13 protein-coding genes are annotated in these 15,203 nt (G+C 71.1%); 7 read left to right on the top strand and 6 right to left on the bottom strand.

Features of this window, described 5'->3' with window-relative positions:
• Positions 1-250 precede the first annotated feature (250 nt).
• The 6 genes from ABZ576_RS00145 (at position 251) to ABZ576_RS00120 (ending at position 8,633) form a co-directional block, all read left to right on the top strand.
• The gene (locus tag ABZ576_RS00145) at positions 251-1,153 is read left to right on the top strand and encodes an MHYT domain-containing protein (protein ID WP_360733830.1); all 903 of its coding nucleotides are present in this window, start codon (positions 251-253) and stop codon (positions 1,151-1,153) included.
• 98 nt (positions 1,154-1,251) lie between these two features.
• Entirely contained in the window at positions 1,252-3,399 is a 2,148-nt protein-coding gene (gene uvrB, locus ABZ576_RS00140) for an excinuclease ABC subunit UvrB (protein ID WP_360733827.1), read from the top strand.
• 168 nt (positions 3,400-3,567) lie between these two features.
• Positions 3,568-4,146 carry a TerD family protein gene (locus ABZ576_RS00135; protein ID WP_360733824.1) on the top strand — a complete coding sequence of 193 codons (579 nt, stop codon included), beginning with the start codon at positions 3,568-3,570 and terminating at the stop codon, positions 4,144-4,146.
• 63 nt (positions 4,147-4,209) lie between these two features.
• Positions 4,210-6,156, top strand: coding sequence for a TerD family protein (locus ABZ576_RS00130; protein ID WP_360733821.1), 1,947 nt, complete (start codon positions 4,210-4,212; stop codon positions 6,154-6,156).
• Positions 6,157-6,391: 235 nt separating this feature from the next.
• Positions 6,392-7,381, top strand: coding sequence for a TerC/Alx family metal homeostasis membrane protein (locus ABZ576_RS00125; RefSeq protein ID WP_360733818.1), 990 nt, complete (start codon positions 6,392-6,394; stop codon positions 7,379-7,381).
• 151 nt (positions 7,382-7,532) lie between these two features.
• On the top strand, positions 7,533-8,633 hold the full coding sequence (locus ABZ576_RS00120) for an ionic transporter y4hA (RefSeq protein WP_360733815.1): 1,101 nt from the start codon (positions 7,533-7,535) through the stop codon (positions 8,631-8,633).
• A gap of 21 nt (positions 8,634-8,654) precedes the next feature.
• Here ABZ576_RS00120 and ABZ576_RS00115 read toward each other — a convergent pair whose 3' ends face one another.
• Complete coding sequence (locus ABZ576_RS00115; protein ID WP_360733812.1) at positions 8,655-9,953, bottom strand: MFS transporter; 1,299 nt, start codon at positions 9,951-9,953, stop codon at positions 8,655-8,657.
• 178 nt (positions 9,954-10,131) lie between these two features.
• On the opposite strand from ABZ576_RS00115, the gene aroQ reads away from it, so the two are divergent.
• Positions 10,132-10,605 carry a type II 3-dehydroquinate dehydratase gene (aroQ, locus tag ABZ576_RS00110; RefSeq protein ID WP_360733810.1) on the top strand — a complete coding sequence of 158 codons (474 nt, stop codon included), beginning with the start codon at positions 10,132-10,134 and terminating at the stop codon, positions 10,603-10,605.
• Between the two features lie 79 nt (positions 10,606-10,684).
• Here the strand turns inward: aroQ and ABZ576_RS00105 are convergent, their stop codons facing one another.
• From ABZ576_RS00105 to ABZ576_RS00085, 5 genes are all read right to left on the bottom strand, one after another.
• Positions 10,685-11,413: an amino acid ABC transporter ATP-binding protein gene (locus tag ABZ576_RS00105; protein ID WP_360735474.1), complete on the bottom strand. Its 729-nt coding sequence runs from the start codon at positions 11,411-11,413 to the stop codon at positions 10,685-10,687.
• 53 nt (positions 11,414-11,466) lie between these two features.
• Complete coding sequence (locus tag ABZ576_RS00100) at positions 11,467-12,414, bottom strand: amino acid ABC transporter permease (RefSeq protein ID WP_360733807.1); 948 nt, start codon at positions 12,412-12,414, stop codon at positions 11,467-11,469.
• Positions 12,411-13,301 (bottom strand): ABC transporter substrate-binding protein, encoded by an 891-nt coding sequence (locus ABZ576_RS00095; RefSeq protein ID WP_360733804.1) that lies wholly within the window; start codon positions 13,299-13,301, stop codon positions 12,411-12,413. The genes ABZ576_RS00100 and ABZ576_RS00095 overlap by 4 nt, the downstream gene beginning before the upstream one ends.
• 435 nt (positions 13,302-13,736) lie before the next feature.
• Positions 13,737-14,393 carry an MBL fold metallo-hydrolase gene (locus tag ABZ576_RS00090; protein ID WP_360733802.1) on the bottom strand — a complete coding sequence of 219 codons (657 nt, stop codon included), beginning with the start codon at positions 14,391-14,393 and terminating at the stop codon, positions 13,737-13,739.
• Between the two features lie 95 nt (positions 14,394-14,488).
• On the bottom strand, positions 14,489-15,175 hold the full coding sequence (locus tag ABZ576_RS00085) for a maleylpyruvate isomerase family mycothiol-dependent enzyme (protein WP_360733800.1): 687 nt from the start codon (positions 15,173-15,175) through the stop codon (positions 14,489-14,491).
• Positions 15,176-15,203: the final 28 nt, after the last annotated feature.

Genomic DNA, 15,203 nt, shown 5'->3' with positions numbered 1-15,203 from the left:
ACGGCACCAGACTGACAGCAGAGGGTCAACGGCACCTGGGCGCACGTTGGCCACAGATTGAACGGGGAACCCCAACTCCGCTCACCACTGCCGCACAACTGGGGCAAGGCCGTGTTTCTTTGCCGGAAAATCGTTCGACCATTCCGGTGGGGGTCATACTCTCTGCGGAACCCTGACCGCCCGGGCGGTCCTGGGAGCGGGGGCACATACAGGTATTCCGGGACGCAAGAAGGCGGAAGGGCAGCCGCGGATGCAAGGCACGGTCGACGGATTCAGCTACGGGGCTGTCACCCCGCTGGTGGCCTATCTGATGGCCTGCCTCGGCGGTGCCCTCGGCCTGCGCTGCACCACGCGGTCCCTGCTGGTCACGCGGTCCTGGCGGCCGGCCTGGCTGGCCCTGGGCTCGGCCGCGATCGGCTCCGGCATCTGGACCATGCACTTCGTCGCCATGATGGGCTTCACCATCAAGGAGGCGCCGATCCACTACGACAAGCCGATCACCTATGCGAGCCTCGGTCTCGCGATCGTCATGGTCGGCATCGGGATCTTCATCGTCGGTCACCGCGGCGCCACCGGCACGCCCCTCTTCACCGGCGGCACGATCACCGGTCTGGGCGTCGCCTCGATGCACTACCTCGGCATGGCGGGCGTCCGCTTCCACGGAAGATTCACGTACAACACGTTCACCGTCGCCGCCTCCGTCGTCATAGCGGTCGTCGCCGCCACCGCCGCGCTCTGGGCCGCCGGACAGGTGCGGGGCTTCCTGTGGAGCGTGGGCGCGAGCCTCGTGATGGGGCTCGCCGTCAGCGGCATGCACTACACCGGCATGGCCGCCCTCGGTGTCCACCTCGACGGCGCCTCCGCGACCGCCGCCGGCGCCCCCGCGGCGTCCGTGCTCGCGCCGATGCTGATCGGCCCGCTGGCCTTCCTGCTCCTCGCGGGCGTCGTCGTGATCTTCGATCCGCTGATGGTCATGGGACGGCCCGACGGGAGGCCCGTCGAGCACAAGCCGGGCGTCCCGGCCGCCGCTCTCGCCTCCCACCCGGACCGCCGCACCGCCCACCACGAGGACCGCCGTACCGCGCCCCGCGAGGACCGCCGGCCGGCCCACCGGTCCGTGAGCCACGGCTCCCGCACCCCGCAGAACCGCTGACCGGGCCCGCCGGCCCGGCGGCCCGCCGCACGGCCCCCGCACCCCGCAGAACCGCCGATCGGGACCGGTTGTCAGTGGGGGGTCGTACGGTGGATGACATGCGGCCCGTTTCCCACATCGAACGCACGGTGGCGCCCTTCGAGGTCGTCAGCCCCTACCAGCCCAGCGGCGACCAGCCGACGGCCATCGCCGACCTGGCCAAGCGCATCCAGGCCGGCGAGAAGGACGTCGTCCTCCTGGGCGCGACCGGCACCGGCAAGTCCGCCACCACGGCGTGGATGATCGAGCAGCTCCAGCGCCCCACCCTCGTGATGGCGCCGAACAAGACGCTGGCCGCCCAGCTGGCGAACGAGTTCCGCGAGCTGCTGCCGAACAACGCGGTCGAGTACTTCGTCTCGTACTACGACTACTACCAGCCCGAGGCGTACGTCCCGCAGTCGGACACCTACATCGAGAAGGACTCCTCGATCAACGAGGAGGTCGAGCGCCTGCGCCACTCGGCCACCAACTCGCTGCTCACCCGCCGTGACGTCGTCGTGGTCGCCTCGGTGTCCTGCATCTACGGCCTGGGCACCCCCCAGGAGTACGTGGACCGGATGGTCCCCCTCAGGGTCGGCGACGAGATCGACCGGGACGAGCTGCTGCGCCGTTTCGTCGACATCCAGTACACGCGCAACGACATGGCCTTCAGCCGCGGCACCTTCCGCGTCCGCGGCGACACCATCGAGATCTTCCCGGTCTACGAGGAGCTGGCCGTCCGCATCGAGATGTTCGGCGACGAGATCGAGGCGCTCTCCACGCTGCACCCGATCACCGGCGAAATCATCAGCGACGACCAGCAGCTCTACGTCTTCCCCGCCTCCCACTACGTCGCCGGCCCCGAGCGCATGGAGCGGGCCGTCAACGACATCGAGAAGGAGCTGGGGGAGCGCCTGGCCGAGCTGGAGAAGCAGGGCAAGCTCCTGGAGGCGCAGCGCCTGCGGATGCGCACCACGTACGACCTCGAGATGCTCCGCCAGATCGGCACCTGCTCCGGCGTGGAGAACTACTCGATGCACTTCGACGGCCGCTCGCCCGGCTCCGCGCCCAACACCCTGCTGGACTACTTCCCGGACGACTTCCTGCTCGTCATCGACGAGTCGCACGTCACGGTCCCGCAGATCGGCGCGATGTACGAGGGCGACGCCTCGCGCAAGCGCACCCTCGTCGACCACGGCTTCCGCCTGCCCTCCGCCCTGGACAACCGCCCCCTGAAGTGGGAGGAGTTCCAGGAGCGGATCGGGCAGACCGTGTACCTGTCCGCCACTCCGGGCACCTACGAGCTGTCGCGCTCCGACGGTGTCGTCGAGCAGATCATCCGCCCGACCGGCCTGATCGACCCGGAGGTCGTGGTCAAGCCCACCGAGGGCCAGATCGACGACCTGGTGCACGAGATCCGCAAGCGCACCGAGAAGGACGAGCGGGTCCTCGTCACCACGCTGACGAAGAAGATGGCCGAGGACCTCACCGACTACTTCCTGGAGCTCGGCATCCAGGTGCGCTACCTGCACAGTGACGTCGACACCCTGCGCCGCATCGAACTGCTGCGCGAACTGCGTTCCGGTGAGTACGACGTCCTGGTCGGCATCAACCTGCTCCGCGAGGGTCTCGACCTGCCCGAGGTGTCCCTGGTGGCGATCCTGGACGCCGACAAGGAGGGTTTCCTCCGCTCGGGCACGTCGTTGATCCAGACCATCGGCCGCGCGGCGCGCAACGTGTCCGGCCAGGTCCACATGTACGCCGACAAGATCACTCCGGCGATGGAGAAGGCCATCGAGGAGACCAACCGCCGCAGGGAGAAGCAGGTCGCCTACAACAAGGCGAACGGCATCGACCCGCAGCCGCTGCGCAAGAAGATCAACGACATCGTCGCGCAGATCGCCCGCGAGGAGGTCGACACCGAGCAGCTCCTGGGCTCCGGTTACCGCAAGACGAAGGACGGCAAGGGTGCCAAGGCTCCCGTCCCGTCGCTCGGCGACAAGGCGGCCAAGGCGGCCAAGGGGACGAAGGCCGGGAAGGCGGCCCAGGGCAAGGCGGTGCCCACCGATCGTCCGGCGGCCGAACTGGCCGGGCAGATCGAGGAGATGACCGAGCGCATGCGCGCCGCCGCCGCGGAGCTCCAGTTCGAGGTCGCGGCCCGGCTGCGCGATGAGGTCGCCGAGATGAAGAAGGAGCTGCGCCAGATGCGCGAGGCCGGCCTCTCCTGACCGCTGTCCACCGGTCGGACCTCGACGTATGCGCCAAGTGTTGCAACACCGACACAAAGCGTGGGCCGGGGTTCGGCACGGTCAGTGGCCGTGCGTAGGGTTCGTGTCAACCGCGGTGTGCCAGCAGCACGGCGCGGCAACAGGGGACCGTCGAAAGGGGATTGAGCCGTGTCCGTCAACTTGAGCAAGGGTCAGGCGATCAGCCTGGAGAAGAAGGACGGCGGCTCCCTCACAGCGGTCCGCATGGGGCTTGGCTGGCAGGCGGCGAAGCGGCGCGGGCTGTTCGGTTCCCGCACCCGCGAGATCGACCTGGATGCCTCGGCCGTTCTCTTCGCCGAGAAGCAGCCCGTGGACGTCGTCTTCTTCCGGCATCTGGTGAGCGACGACGGCTCCGTGCGCCACACCGGTGACAACCTCGTCGGCGGTGTCGGTCAGGGCGGGGACGACGAGGCGATCCTCGTGGACTTGCAGCGGGTCCCCGTGCACATCGACCAGATCGTGTTCACCGTGAACTCCTTCACCGGCCAGACGTTCCAAGAGGTGCAGAACGCGTTCTGCCGGCTCGTGGACGAGACCAACGGTCAGGAGCTGGCGCGCTACACCCTGGCGGGCGGTGGCGAGTACACCGCGCAGATCATGGCCAAGGTGCACCGCGCCGGTTCCGGCTGGACGATGACCGCCATCGGCAGCCCGGCCGACGGCCGCACCTTCCAGGACCTGATGCCGGCGATCCTGCCGCACCTGTAGAACCGGGCCGCCCGCTCGCCGGTGCGGCAGGCACGACAGCACGACCCAGGGGGGCGACGGGTGATGGCGGCTGAGCTGGTACGGGGGCAGAACCACCCGCTGTCCGAGGCCCGGCTGGAGATCCGGGTCTCGGCCGGGGTTCCGGTTCTGGCCGGAGCCGCACTCGGCGACGAGAACGGCAGGGTGCCCGGCCCCCGGTGGGTGGCCCACCCCGGCGCTCCCGCGCTGCCCGGCGTCCAGGTGTCCGGGCAGGCCGTGGCCGAGCACCGCCTCACTGTCGACCTGGACGCCCTGCCCGGGTCCGTGCACCGTGTCGACGTGTTCCTGGCCCTGCCCACCCGCACCGCGGGCCCGCTCCGCTTCGGCGCCGTCCCGGCCCCGCACACGACGGTGACGAGCCACGACGGCACCGAACTCGTCTGCTACACCCTCACCGGCCTGGACTCCGAGGCCGCCGTGCTCGCCCTGGAGCTGTACCGCAGGCAGGGTGCCTGGAAAGTACGCGCGATGGGCCAGGGCTACGCGGGCGGTCTCGCCGCCCTCCTCGCCGACCAGGGCCTGGGCGAGGCCGACGCCCTCGCGACGGCGATCGAGGAGGCGCTGATTTCCGTCCCGCCGGACGCACTGCCGGCACCGGACCGCGAGGGTGACTCCCGGTCCGCCTCCGCTCCGGCTCCTTCGGCACCTCCCACTCGAACAGCCTCAGCTGCCGCCCCGACGGCGCCGACACGGCCGTACGGCCAGCGGAGCGCCGGCGCCGGTGACCGCCCGGCGGACGAGGGCGGCCCGGTCGGCTACACCCACCCGCACCGGCCCCACGGCACTCCGCCCGCGCCACCGTCCGCGGCCGCCTCCTCCTGCGCCGACGACGACCGGCCCGCTCGGCCCGTCGCCGGGGACGCGGCGGGCTGGTCGATGGAGGAACGGCTGTACAACCAAGTCTGGGGGATGTTCGAGGATCTGGCCCGCACCACGGCCGCCTACCGCAGTGCCGTCGACTTCGCCGACTCCCGCCTGGAGAAGGAACTGGACCAGGTCCTCGCCGACCCCCGCGAGCGGCTCGGCGCGGCGGGCGACGCCGCGCGGGAGGCGGCGCACGCCCGCCGGAGCCGGCTGACCGATCAGGCGCGCGCTGTCCTCGACCGCGACCTCGGCCAGCTCACCGCCGAGGCCGAGGTGGTCGAGCCGGCGCTGCCGCCCGCCTATGCCGGCTGGGACAACCCTGTCTGGCACGCCTACCGCGTTCCCGCCGAGCCGCCGATGGCGGTGCGACTCGGCGATCTGCACCTCCCGGAGAGCGTGCCACTGCGCATCCCGCTCCTGGTCAGGCTGCCGCTGGAGCGGGGCGTGTGGGTCGACAGCGGCCCGGTGGCAGCGGCCGACGACCAGCCGCCGGACTCCGCCGTGGTGAGAGACCTGGCCATGGAGACGGCGGTGGCCCTCGCGGCGCGCCTGCTCGCCGTACACCCGCCCGGGACGTTCACCGTGCAGGTCGTCGACCCGGCCGGCGCCGCGACGCGGGCGCTGCTGCCGCTGATCCGGGCGGGGCTCCTCGCAGCGCCGCCCGCTACCGGGGCGGCGGGAGTCACGCGGGTGCTGGAGGCGCTCGCCCGGCGGGTCGGCCTGGTGCGGATGGCGGCGGACGGAGGAGTGGCCGAGCCGCTGCCGGCCGGCACCGACCCGGCCGCACAGCTCCTGATCGTCAACGACTTCCCGCACGGCTTCGACGACCGGTCGGTGACCCGGCTCCGCCATCTAGCCGAGGAGGGCCCGGATGCCGGTGTGCACCTCCTGCTCGTCGCCGACCGCCGGGACGCGGCCGCCTACGGTCCCTTGCTCGATCCGCTGTGGCGTTCGCTGCTGCGACTCACACCGCTGCCCGACGACCATGTCGCCGATCCGTGGGTCGGCCACGCCTGGACGTACGAACCGGCACGCGTGCCGGCCGGCAGCCAGGTCCTGCGGGAGGTGCTGGCCCAGGTGGCCGAAGCCCGCACCAAGCAACAGTAAAGCTGCTCTGAACAGGCAATTTGGAGCTTCCTTTACTTTGCTCTTTACCTTTCCTTGGTGATTGGGGTACTGTCTTCGTACGGAGGGGAGTACTCCCTGACTGCGGCGCACCCGTCAGTACGGACCGTTTCACGGTCCCGGGGCGTCGGCCCATCGCGGGTGGAAGAGACCTCCGGCAGCGACAACGCTGATGTGTTTGCCGTTATCCCATGCCGGAGGTGCAGTGGAAGTCTCCATGACCCTGTGGGTCCTGACCATCGTGGGCCTGGCCGCCCTGATCGCGGTCGATTTCTTCATCGGCCGCAAGCCGCATGAGGTCTCCATCAAGGAAGCGGGCATCTGGACGGCCGTCTGGATCGCCCTGGCCGGCCTCTTCGGCCTCGGTCTGCTCGTCTTCGGCGGCGGACAGCAGGCCGGCGAGTTCTTCGCGGGCTTCATCACCGAGAAGTCGCTGAGCGTCGACAATCTCTTCGTCTTCGTCCTGATCATGGCGAAGTTCGCCGTGCCCACCCAGTACCAGCAGCGTGTGCTGCTCGTCGGCGTCCTCATAGCCCTGGTCCTGCGGGCCGTCTTCATCGCCGCCGGGGCCGCGATCATCGCCAGCTTCTCCTGGGTGTTCTACCTCTTCGGCGCCTTCCTGATCTGGACCGCCTGGAAGCTCATCCAGGAGGCCCGCGCGGATGAGGAGGACGAGGAGTACGAGGAGAACAAGCTGCTGAAGGCCGCCGAGCGCAAGTTCGGCGTGGCCGACCGGTACCACGGCACCAGGCTGTGGATCCAGCAGAACGGCAAGCGCGTCATGACGCCGATGCTGGTCGTGATGCTCGCCATCGGCACCACGGACGTGCTGTTCGCCCTGGACTCGATCCCCGCGATCTTCGGCCTGACCCAGGACCCGTACATCGTCTTCACCGCCAACGCCTTCGCCCTGATGGGTCTGCGCCAGCTCTACTTCCTCATCGGCGGACTGCTCAGGAAGCTGGTCCACCTCTCGTACGGGCTGTCGATCATCCTCGGCTTCATCGGCGTGAAGCTGGTGCTGCACGCCCTGCACGAGTCGGGTGTCCACGTGCCCGAGATCAGCATCCCCGTCTCGCTCGGCGTGATCTGCGCGGTCCTCGCCGTCACCACGGTCACCAGCCTGCTGGCGTCCAAGAAGCAGGCGGCCGCCGAGGCGGCGCAGGCCCAAGACGACAGTGCTCCGAAGGCCGGCGTCGACGCCTGACCGCCGACGCACGGCCACGGGCACCCCGGGAGCGGGGGCGGAGCACATCACCGCCCCCGCTCCCGCTGCGTCGCCGGACGCGAATCCGGTGCCTCCGGATATCCGAAAGGAACGGAATGCGAAGCCCGTACGCCTCTGCGACCATCTCGGCATGATCACTCGGCTCCGGTCGCTCACCCACCGATGGACCATGCTCGTGCCGGCGCTCGCGGTCGTCCTGCTGGTCCTCACCTGGGGCCGCGACCTGCCCGGGGTGGTCGTCGGCCTGGTGACCCTGGTTCTCGCCGGTGCCGTCCTGGCGGCGGTGCACCATGCCGAGGTCGTCGCCCACCGAGTCGGCGAGCCCTTCGGATCCCTGGTGCTCGCCATCGCCGTGACGATCATCGAGGTGGCCCTGATCGTCACCCTCATGGCCGACGGCGGCGACAAGGGTTCCACCCTGGCCAGGGACACCGTCTTCGCCGCCGTGATGATCACCTGCAACGGCATCGTCGGGCTGTGCCTGCTCGTCGCGTCCCTGCGGCACCGTACGGCGGTCTTCAATCCCGAGGGCAGCGGCGCCGCGCTGGCGACCGTGGCGACGCTGGCCACGCTGAGCATGGTGCTGCCGACCTTCACCACCAGCAAGCCCGGACCGGAGTTCTCCACCGTCCAGCTGACGTTCGCCGCGCTGTCCTCCCTCATCCTCTACGGACTGTTCGTGGCCACCCAGACCGTGCGCCACCGCGACTACTTCCTGCCCGTCACCCGGCAGGGCGAGACGATCACCGCCGTCGACCACGCGCAGCCGCCGTCCGCGCGGACCGCCTGGATCAGCCTCGGCCTGCTCGGGCTGGCCCTGATCGGGGTGGTGGGACTGGCCAAGGGCGTCTCGCCCACCATCGAGTCGGGGGTGGCCGCCGCGGGCCTGCCGCACGCGGTCGTCGGTGTGATCATCGCCCTGCTCGTCCTGCTGCCCGAGACGATCGCCGCACTGCGCTCCGCCCGCCGGGACAGGGTGCAGACCAGCCTCAACCTCGCACTCGGCTCCGCCATGGCCAGCATCGGCCTGACCATCCCGGCCGTGGCACTCGCCTCCGTCTGGCTGTCCGGGCCGCTCGTCCTCGGCCTCGGCCCGACCCACATGCTGCTGCTCGCGCTGACCGTGGTGGTCAGTTCGCTGACCGTGGTGCCGGGCCGGGCCACACCCCTCCAGGGAGGTGTCCACCTGGTGGTGTTCGCCGCCTACCTGGAACTGGCGATCAACCCTTAGTGCGGCCGAGCCGCCCCGCGGTCAGCCCGTGACCGGCGCCGGCACGGGCACCGGCCGCGTCTCCGGCAGCAAAGCGAAACACACCAGGCTGACCAGCCCGATGCCCGCCAGATACGCGCCCACGCCCCACGGGACGTGCCCGCTCCGTTCCGCGAGCGCCGTGGCCGCGACCGGGGTGAGCGCCCCGCCGAGGACACCGCCGAGGTTGTAGCCCACGGCGGCGCCCGTGCAGCGCACCCGCGGCTCGTAGAGCTCCGGCAGGTAGGCGGCGATCACCGAGGACATGGCGACGAAGGAGAGCAGGGCGCCCAGGACGGCCAGGAACATCAGCAGCGGCTCACCGGTCGACAGGAGCGCGACCATGGGAAGCATCCACAGGACGCAAGCGGCGCATCCCGTCAGACACATCGGCCGGCGCCCGTACCGGTCGCCGAGCGACGCCACGACGGGCGTGAGCGCGCCCATCACCACGACGGCGCCCATGATGCACATCAGCATGACCGTACGGCTCACACCGAGCCGTTCCGTCGCGTACGCCAGCGACCACGTCGTCACCGCGTAGAAGACCGCGTAGCCCATGGCCAGTGCCCCGGCCGTCAGCAGCACCAGCCGCCCGTGGTGCCGTACCACCTCCAGGAACGGCACGCGCGCGTGGTCGTCGATCTCCAGGAAACGGGGGCTCTCCGCGAGCGACGAGCGCAGCCACATACCGGCCAGTGCCAGCACGCCGGCCGCCCAGAACGGAACCCGCCAGCCCCAGCGCGCGAACTCCGCGTCGGACAGTGTCACCGACAGCACGAGCGTCAGCCCGTTCGCCAGCACGAAACCGACCGCCGGTCCCACCTGAGGAAAGCTCGACCACAGGGCGCGCCGTCCGGCGGGCGCGTGCTCGGCGGTCAGCAGCACCGCCCCGCCCCACTCCCCGCCGAGCCCCAGCCCCTGGACGAAACGCAGCACGAGCAGCAGCACGGGCGCGGCCACACCGATGGTCCCGTAGGACGGCACACAGCCGACCGCGACCGTCGAGGCGCCGGTGAGCAGCAGCGAAACGACGAGCACCGGCCGGCGCCCGCGCCGGTCGCCGAGGTGCCCGAACAGCACGGAGCCCAGCGGGCGGGCGATGAACCCCACCCCGAACGTCCCGAACGCCGCCAGTGTCCCCGCGAGCGGGGAGAACGTCGGGAAGAACAGCGGCCCCAGGATGAGAGCCGCCGCGGTCCCGTAGACGAAGAAGTCGTAGAACTCGATCGCCGTTCCGATGAGGGAGGCGGCGGCGAGCCGCGGCAGGGACGGAGTGCTCACGGCGCGTACTCGGTGCATACCGCGTCAACTACCCCCAGTGATCACGGGTTACGGGGGCGTGCGGAGGTGATCAGGGGGCCAGAGCGCACGCCGTGGCGACCGGCGCGCAGGGGCCGCCGCCCGCCTCGGCCGGCGTGATAGACCGGGGGCGAGCAGCGGTCGTCGACGCACCGCTCCGAGACGGACCGGAGGAACCGTGCCCCGCACCCTGACCAACGCCCCGATCATGATCCTCAACGGGCCCAACCTCAACCTGCTCGGCCGGCGCCAGCCCGAGATCTACGGCACGGACACGCTCGCCGACGTGGAGGCGCTGTGCGCCGAGGCGGCGGCCGCGCACGGCGGCACGGTGGACTTCCGGCAGTCCAACCACGAGGGCGTCCTGGTCGACTGGATCCACGAGGCACGGCTGAGCCACTGCGGCATCGTCATCAACCCCGGTGCCTACTCGCACACGTCGGTCGCCATCCTGGACGCGCTCAACACCTGCGACGGCATGCCCGTCGTCGAGGTGCACATCTCCAACATCCACCAGCGCGAATCGTTCAGGCACCACTCCTACGTCTCGCTGCGCGCCGACGGTGTGATCGCCGGCTGCGGAGTGCAGGGCTATGTGTTCGGCGTGGAGCGGGTCGCGGCGCTGGCCGGGAAGGCACAGGCCGACGCGTGACCGTGGGCGGACGAGGGGTGTCCTGCCGACCGGGCAGGGCCGGCGAGCCTGATCCGGCCTCTGACCGACGCGCCACCCCTCAGAGCCGGCCCGTCTCCACGATCCGCCGCAGGAAGCGCCGGGTGCGCTCCTGCCGTGGCTCGCCGAACACCTGCTCGGCGGCGCCCCGCTCCAGCACGACACCACCGTCCAGGAAGCACACCTGATCGGCGACGTCCCGTGCGAAGCCCATCTCGTGTGTGGCGAGCACCATGGTCATGCCGTCGTCCTTCAGACCGCGCACCACCTCCAGCACCTCGCCGACCAGTTCCGGGTCGAGCGCGGCCGTGATCTCGTCCAGCAGCAACAGCCGCGGCCGCACCGCGAGGGCCCGTACGATCGCCACCCGCTGCTGCTGGCCGCCGCTGAGCCGGTCGGGATAGGCACCGGCCTTCCCGGCGAGCCCGAGGCGCTCCAGCAGTTCCCTGGCGCGCTCCTCGGCCTCCGCGCGGGGGACCCCGTGCACGCGGCGCGGGGCGAGCGTGATGTTGTCGAGCACGGTCATGTGCGGGAAGAGGTTGTACGCCTGGAAGACCACGCCGATCCGGCGCCGGACCGCGTCCTGGTCGGCGCACGGGTCGGTGATCTCCTCACCGTCCAGCCAGATCGCGCCGTCGTCGATCTCCTCCAGGAGATTGGCGCAGCGCAGCAGTGTGGACTTGCCCGATCCGGAGGCGCCGATCAGCGCGGTCACCGTGTGCGGGGCCACCTCCAGCGAGACGTCGCGCAGGACGACCGCGTCGCCGAAGGTCTTGCGGACGGATTCCATCCGCAGGACGGGCGCGTCGCTCGCAGGCGTGGTCACAAGATGCCTCCGGGTGCTCACAGGGGCCCTCCCTGGGCCCGCTGCCGGTCCATCCGTGCCGTCACCCAGTCGGTGAACCGGGTCATCGGGATGGTCAGCGCCACGAACACCAGCCCCGCGACGATGTACGGCGTGTAGTTCATGCTGCGGCCCACGATGATGTCGGCCGCTCGTACGGCGTCCACGGCGCCCCCGATGGACACCAGGCCGGTGTCCTTCTGGAGCGACACCAGGTCGTTGAGGAGCGGGGGCACCTGGCGGCGCACCGCCTGCGGCAGGACGACGTGGCGCAGGGTCTGCCGGTGGGTGAGTCCCAGGGACCGTGCCGCCGCGCGCTGCGAGGGGTGGACGGACTCGATGCCGGCCCGGAACACCTCCGCCACGTACGCCGAGTACGTCAGCGTCAGCGCGGTACCGCCGAGCAGCACCGGATCGACCGTCACACCCTGGAGCCGCAGCGCCGGTACGCCGAAGACCACGATCATCAGGTTGATGATCAGCGGCAGGCCGCGGAAGAAGTCGGTGTACGCCGCCGCCAGCACCCTCAGGGGGAAGAAGACCGGGCCGCGCAGGGTGCGCGCGACGGCGATCAGCATGCCGAGGACCAGGACGGCGGCGCCGCAGACCAGCAGCAGGCGGACGTTGAGCCACAGCCCTTCGAGGACTTTCGGGAACGCCTCGCGCGCGTAGTGCGCGCTGAAGAAGGTCTCCTTGGTGCGCGGCCAGCCCGGCGCGTTGACGACGACCAGGCAGAGCACGGCGGCCGTGACGAGGGTGGACACGGCCGCGAGGGCGGTGGCGCGGCGGGCACGCGCGCGCCGGTGGCGCTCGCGTGCCAGCCGCCGCTCGGAGGGGAGGTAGCCGTCCCCGGAGCCGTCTCCGGAGCCGCCCTCGGCACCGGCGGCGGTCATGCCGCCCTTGCCGTCCGCCTCCTCCGGAGCCGGGTCGTCCTTGGTGACCGTCACGTGAGCACCGGGGCGTCCACGGCGTCCGAGAGCCACCGCTTCTCGATCGCGGCCAGCGTGCCGTCCTCGCGCAGGGCGTCGACGGCGCCGGTCACGCACGAGGTGAGGGCGCTTCCCTTGTCGAGGACGAGCCCGAACTGCTCGGCGGCGCCACCCCGGTGCTCGAACTGGCCGACGACCTCGGCGTTGGTCACCTCGGCGGCCGTGATGTAGAACGCGGTCGGCAGGTCGGTCACGACGGCGTCGACCTGACCGTTCTTCAGCGCCGACTTGGCCTGGTCGTTCCTGCCGTAGACGGCGGCGGCCCGCTCCGGCTTCACCACGTCGTTGATGTAGTCGAGGCTGGTGGTGCCCACTTGGGCACCGAGCTTGAGGTTCTTCAGGTCGGAGATGCTCGTCGCCTCGGCCGCCTTGCCGCCCTTCAGCGCGATGACGGCCTGCCGCACGTCGTAGTAACCGGACGAGAAGTCCACGGCCTTCTTGCGCTCCGCGCTGATCGACACCTGGTTGATGTCGAAGTCGAAGGTCTTCGCCCCGGGCGCGAAGGCCTTGTTGAAGGGCACGCTCTGCCATACGACCGCGTCCCTGTCGTACCCCAGCCGCTTCGCCACGGCGTACGCGACCGCCGACTCGAAGCCCTTGCCGTTGGCGGGCCTGCCGTCCTTGAACCAGGGCTCGTACGCCGGTTCGTCCGTCGCGATGGTCAGCTTCCCGGACGTCTTGGTGGCCAGCGTGCCCTTGGCGCAGCTCCCGGCCTTGCCGGGCGGTGCGGCCGAGGTCTTGTCCCCGGGGTCCTCGGGCTGCGGAGCGCAGCCGACGGCGGTGGCGAGCAGGGCTACGGTGGCGGCGGCCACCGCGCGGCGCAGGGCGCGAGGGGCGGGATCCATGGCGGGAGAGTGGCAGTGAACCCGGCGTTTGTCCACGTCACATGGGTAGTTGTCCGCATGGTGGGAACGGGTGTTGCGGGCGTGTGAAACGCCGGTGCGCGGGGGCCACGCGCGCGTGCCCGGGCCGCCGGCCGAGGGCGGGGTTGGAGACCGGCGGCCCCTACCGCTCAGGAGCCGTCATCCTGCGCGGGGCCCTACCAGTTGACTGCGGGCGGCCGCTCTCCGGGAGTGCGCACGGGGGTTCGGCGCGCGCGAAAGGTTCACACGGGGCGCGCGCGGGAGTTGCGCACGCCCCGCATGCGTGCGAGGCGCGCGCCCGGCGTGCGTTCGAGCCCTGCGCCCGGCGTATGTGCGAGGCCTGCGCCCGGCGTGTGGCGAGGCCTGCGCCCGGCGTGCGTGTGCGGCGCGTGCGCGGGGGGCGGCACCGGCGCGCGCTCACCACCCGCGCGCGTGCCACTCCGGCAGGTGAGGGCGCTCCGCGCCGAGCGTCGTGTCGTTGCCGTGCCCGGGGTAGACCCACGTCTCGTCCGGCAGTACGTCGAAGAGCTTGGTCTCCACGTCGTGGATCAGGCTGGCGAACGCCTTCGGGTCCTTGCGCGTGTTGCCGACGCCCCCCGGGAAGAGGCAGTCGCCGGTGAAGACGTGCGGGTGGCCGTGCGGGTCGTCGTAGACCAGCGCGATCGAACCGGGCGTGTGCCCGACCAGATGGCGCGCGGTGAGTTCCACCCGGCCCACCCTGATGACGTCGCCGTCGTCGACGAGGACGTCGGTGGGCACGGGGATGCCGGCGGCGTCGTCGCGGCCCGCGTACGTACGCGCGCCCGTGGCCGAGACGACCTCGGCGAGGGCCTGCCAGTGGTCACCGTGCTGGTGCGTGGTGACGACGGACGCGATGCCGTCGTCACCGATCATGGCGAGGAGCGTCCCCGCCTCGTTGGCGGCGTCGATCAGGAGCTGCTCGTCGGTGGCCCGGCAGCGCAGCAGGTAGGCGTTGTTGTCCATCGGCCCGACCGCGATCTTGGTGATCATCAGGTCCGACAGCTCGTGCACGTCCGCCGGTCCGCCGACCTTGACCTCTCCGGAGTACGTCATGGTGATCAGCCTATAGCGGGCGGCCCACCGCGGCGGGCTGCACGGGCGAGTGACCGTGGACGGCCGCGAGGCCGGGCGGGTGCGCGGTCGTACCCCTACAGCGGCGGCAGTTTCGGCAGCGTACCGCCCCGCACCTCGAGGGCCGACCCGTCGCGGCGCCCGGCGAGCCAGCCCACCAGGTCGGCCGGTGCTCCGGTGACCGTCACCTCGGGCTCGTCCGCCGCGCGCCCGGTGTTCCACACGCGCGTGCCGTCCGTGACACGGGTCGCCGGGACGTCCGGGCGACCGGAGAACCGCTCCGTGAGGAAGTCGGTCTCGCGGACCAGGAACTCCGCCGGGAGGTCCTCCAGCTCGTACCCGATCCCGAGATCGACGTGGTGCACGTCCACCTCGACCCAGCGGCGGAACGGCACCCGGGACGCGGAGTCGGTGACCCCGTTGCGCAGCTCCACCGTGCGGGACCAGTCCGCAGGGATCTCCCCGAACGCCAGGAAGCGCGCCGTGGCCTCCCGGATGTCGGCGATCTGGGCCTGCACGGGGCGCGGGGCGTCGCGCTCGATGTCGCCGTCCCGCGCCTCGCCGCTCTCGTACATGGGACGGCCCTGGAGGACGTTCAGGAGCGCGTCCGCGTTCCGGGCGATGTGGGCGAGGAGGTGTCCGCGCGTCCAGCCCGGAAGCCGTGACGGCTCGGCGAGCGATGCGTTGTCCAAACCGGCGACCGCGCCGAGCAGCCGTTCGGTCGCTTCGCGTACACAGACCAGGTCATGAGCGTGATCAATCATGGTCCTGACCCTAGCCCGGCCACACCTT

The organism is Streptomyces sp. NPDC013455 (genome assembly GCF_040632975.1).
Classification (GTDB): Bacteria; Actinomycetota; Actinomycetes; order Streptomycetales; family Streptomycetaceae; genus Streptomyces.
Note: the sequence above shows the minus strand (reverse complement) of the source record. Positions and strands in the feature narration are given on the sequence as shown.

Coding starts and splice junctions, on each gene's coding strand:
- ABZ576_RS00125 (WP_360733818.1), top strand. CDS start 6,392: ATGACCCTGTGGGTCCTGACCATCGTGGGCCTGGCCGCCCTGATCGCG.
- ABZ576_RS00090 (WP_360733802.1), bottom strand. CDS start 14,393: ATGACGTACTCCGGAGAGGTCAAGGTCGGCGGACCGGCGGACGTGCAC.
- ABZ576_RS00145 (WP_360733830.1), top strand. CDS start 251: ATGCAAGGCACGGTCGACGGATTCAGCTACGGGGCTGTCACCCCGCTG.
- ABZ576_RS00085 (WP_360733800.1), bottom strand. CDS start 15,175: ATGATTGATCACGCTCATGACCTGGTCTGTGTACGCGAAGCGACCGAA.
- ABZ576_RS00095 (WP_360733804.1), bottom strand. CDS start 13,301: ATGGATCCCGCCCCTCGCGCCCTGCGCCGCGCGGTGGCCGCCGCCACC.
- uvrB (WP_360733827.1), top strand. CDS start 1,252: ATGCGGCCCGTTTCCCACATCGAACGCACGGTGGCGCCCTTCGAGGTC.
- ABZ576_RS00105 (WP_360735474.1), bottom strand. CDS start 11,413: ATGGAATCCGTCCGCAAGACCTTCGGCGACGCGGTCGTCCTGCGCGAC.
- ABZ576_RS00120 (WP_360733815.1), top strand. CDS start 7,533: ATGATCACTCGGCTCCGGTCGCTCACCCACCGATGGACCATGCTCGTG.
- ABZ576_RS00130 (WP_360733821.1), top strand. CDS start 4,210: ATGGCGGCTGAGCTGGTACGGGGGCAGAACCACCCGCTGTCCGAGGCC.
- ABZ576_RS00115 (WP_360733812.1), bottom strand. CDS start 9,953: ATGCACCGAGTACGCGCCGTGAGCACTCCGTCCCTGCCGCGGCTCGCC.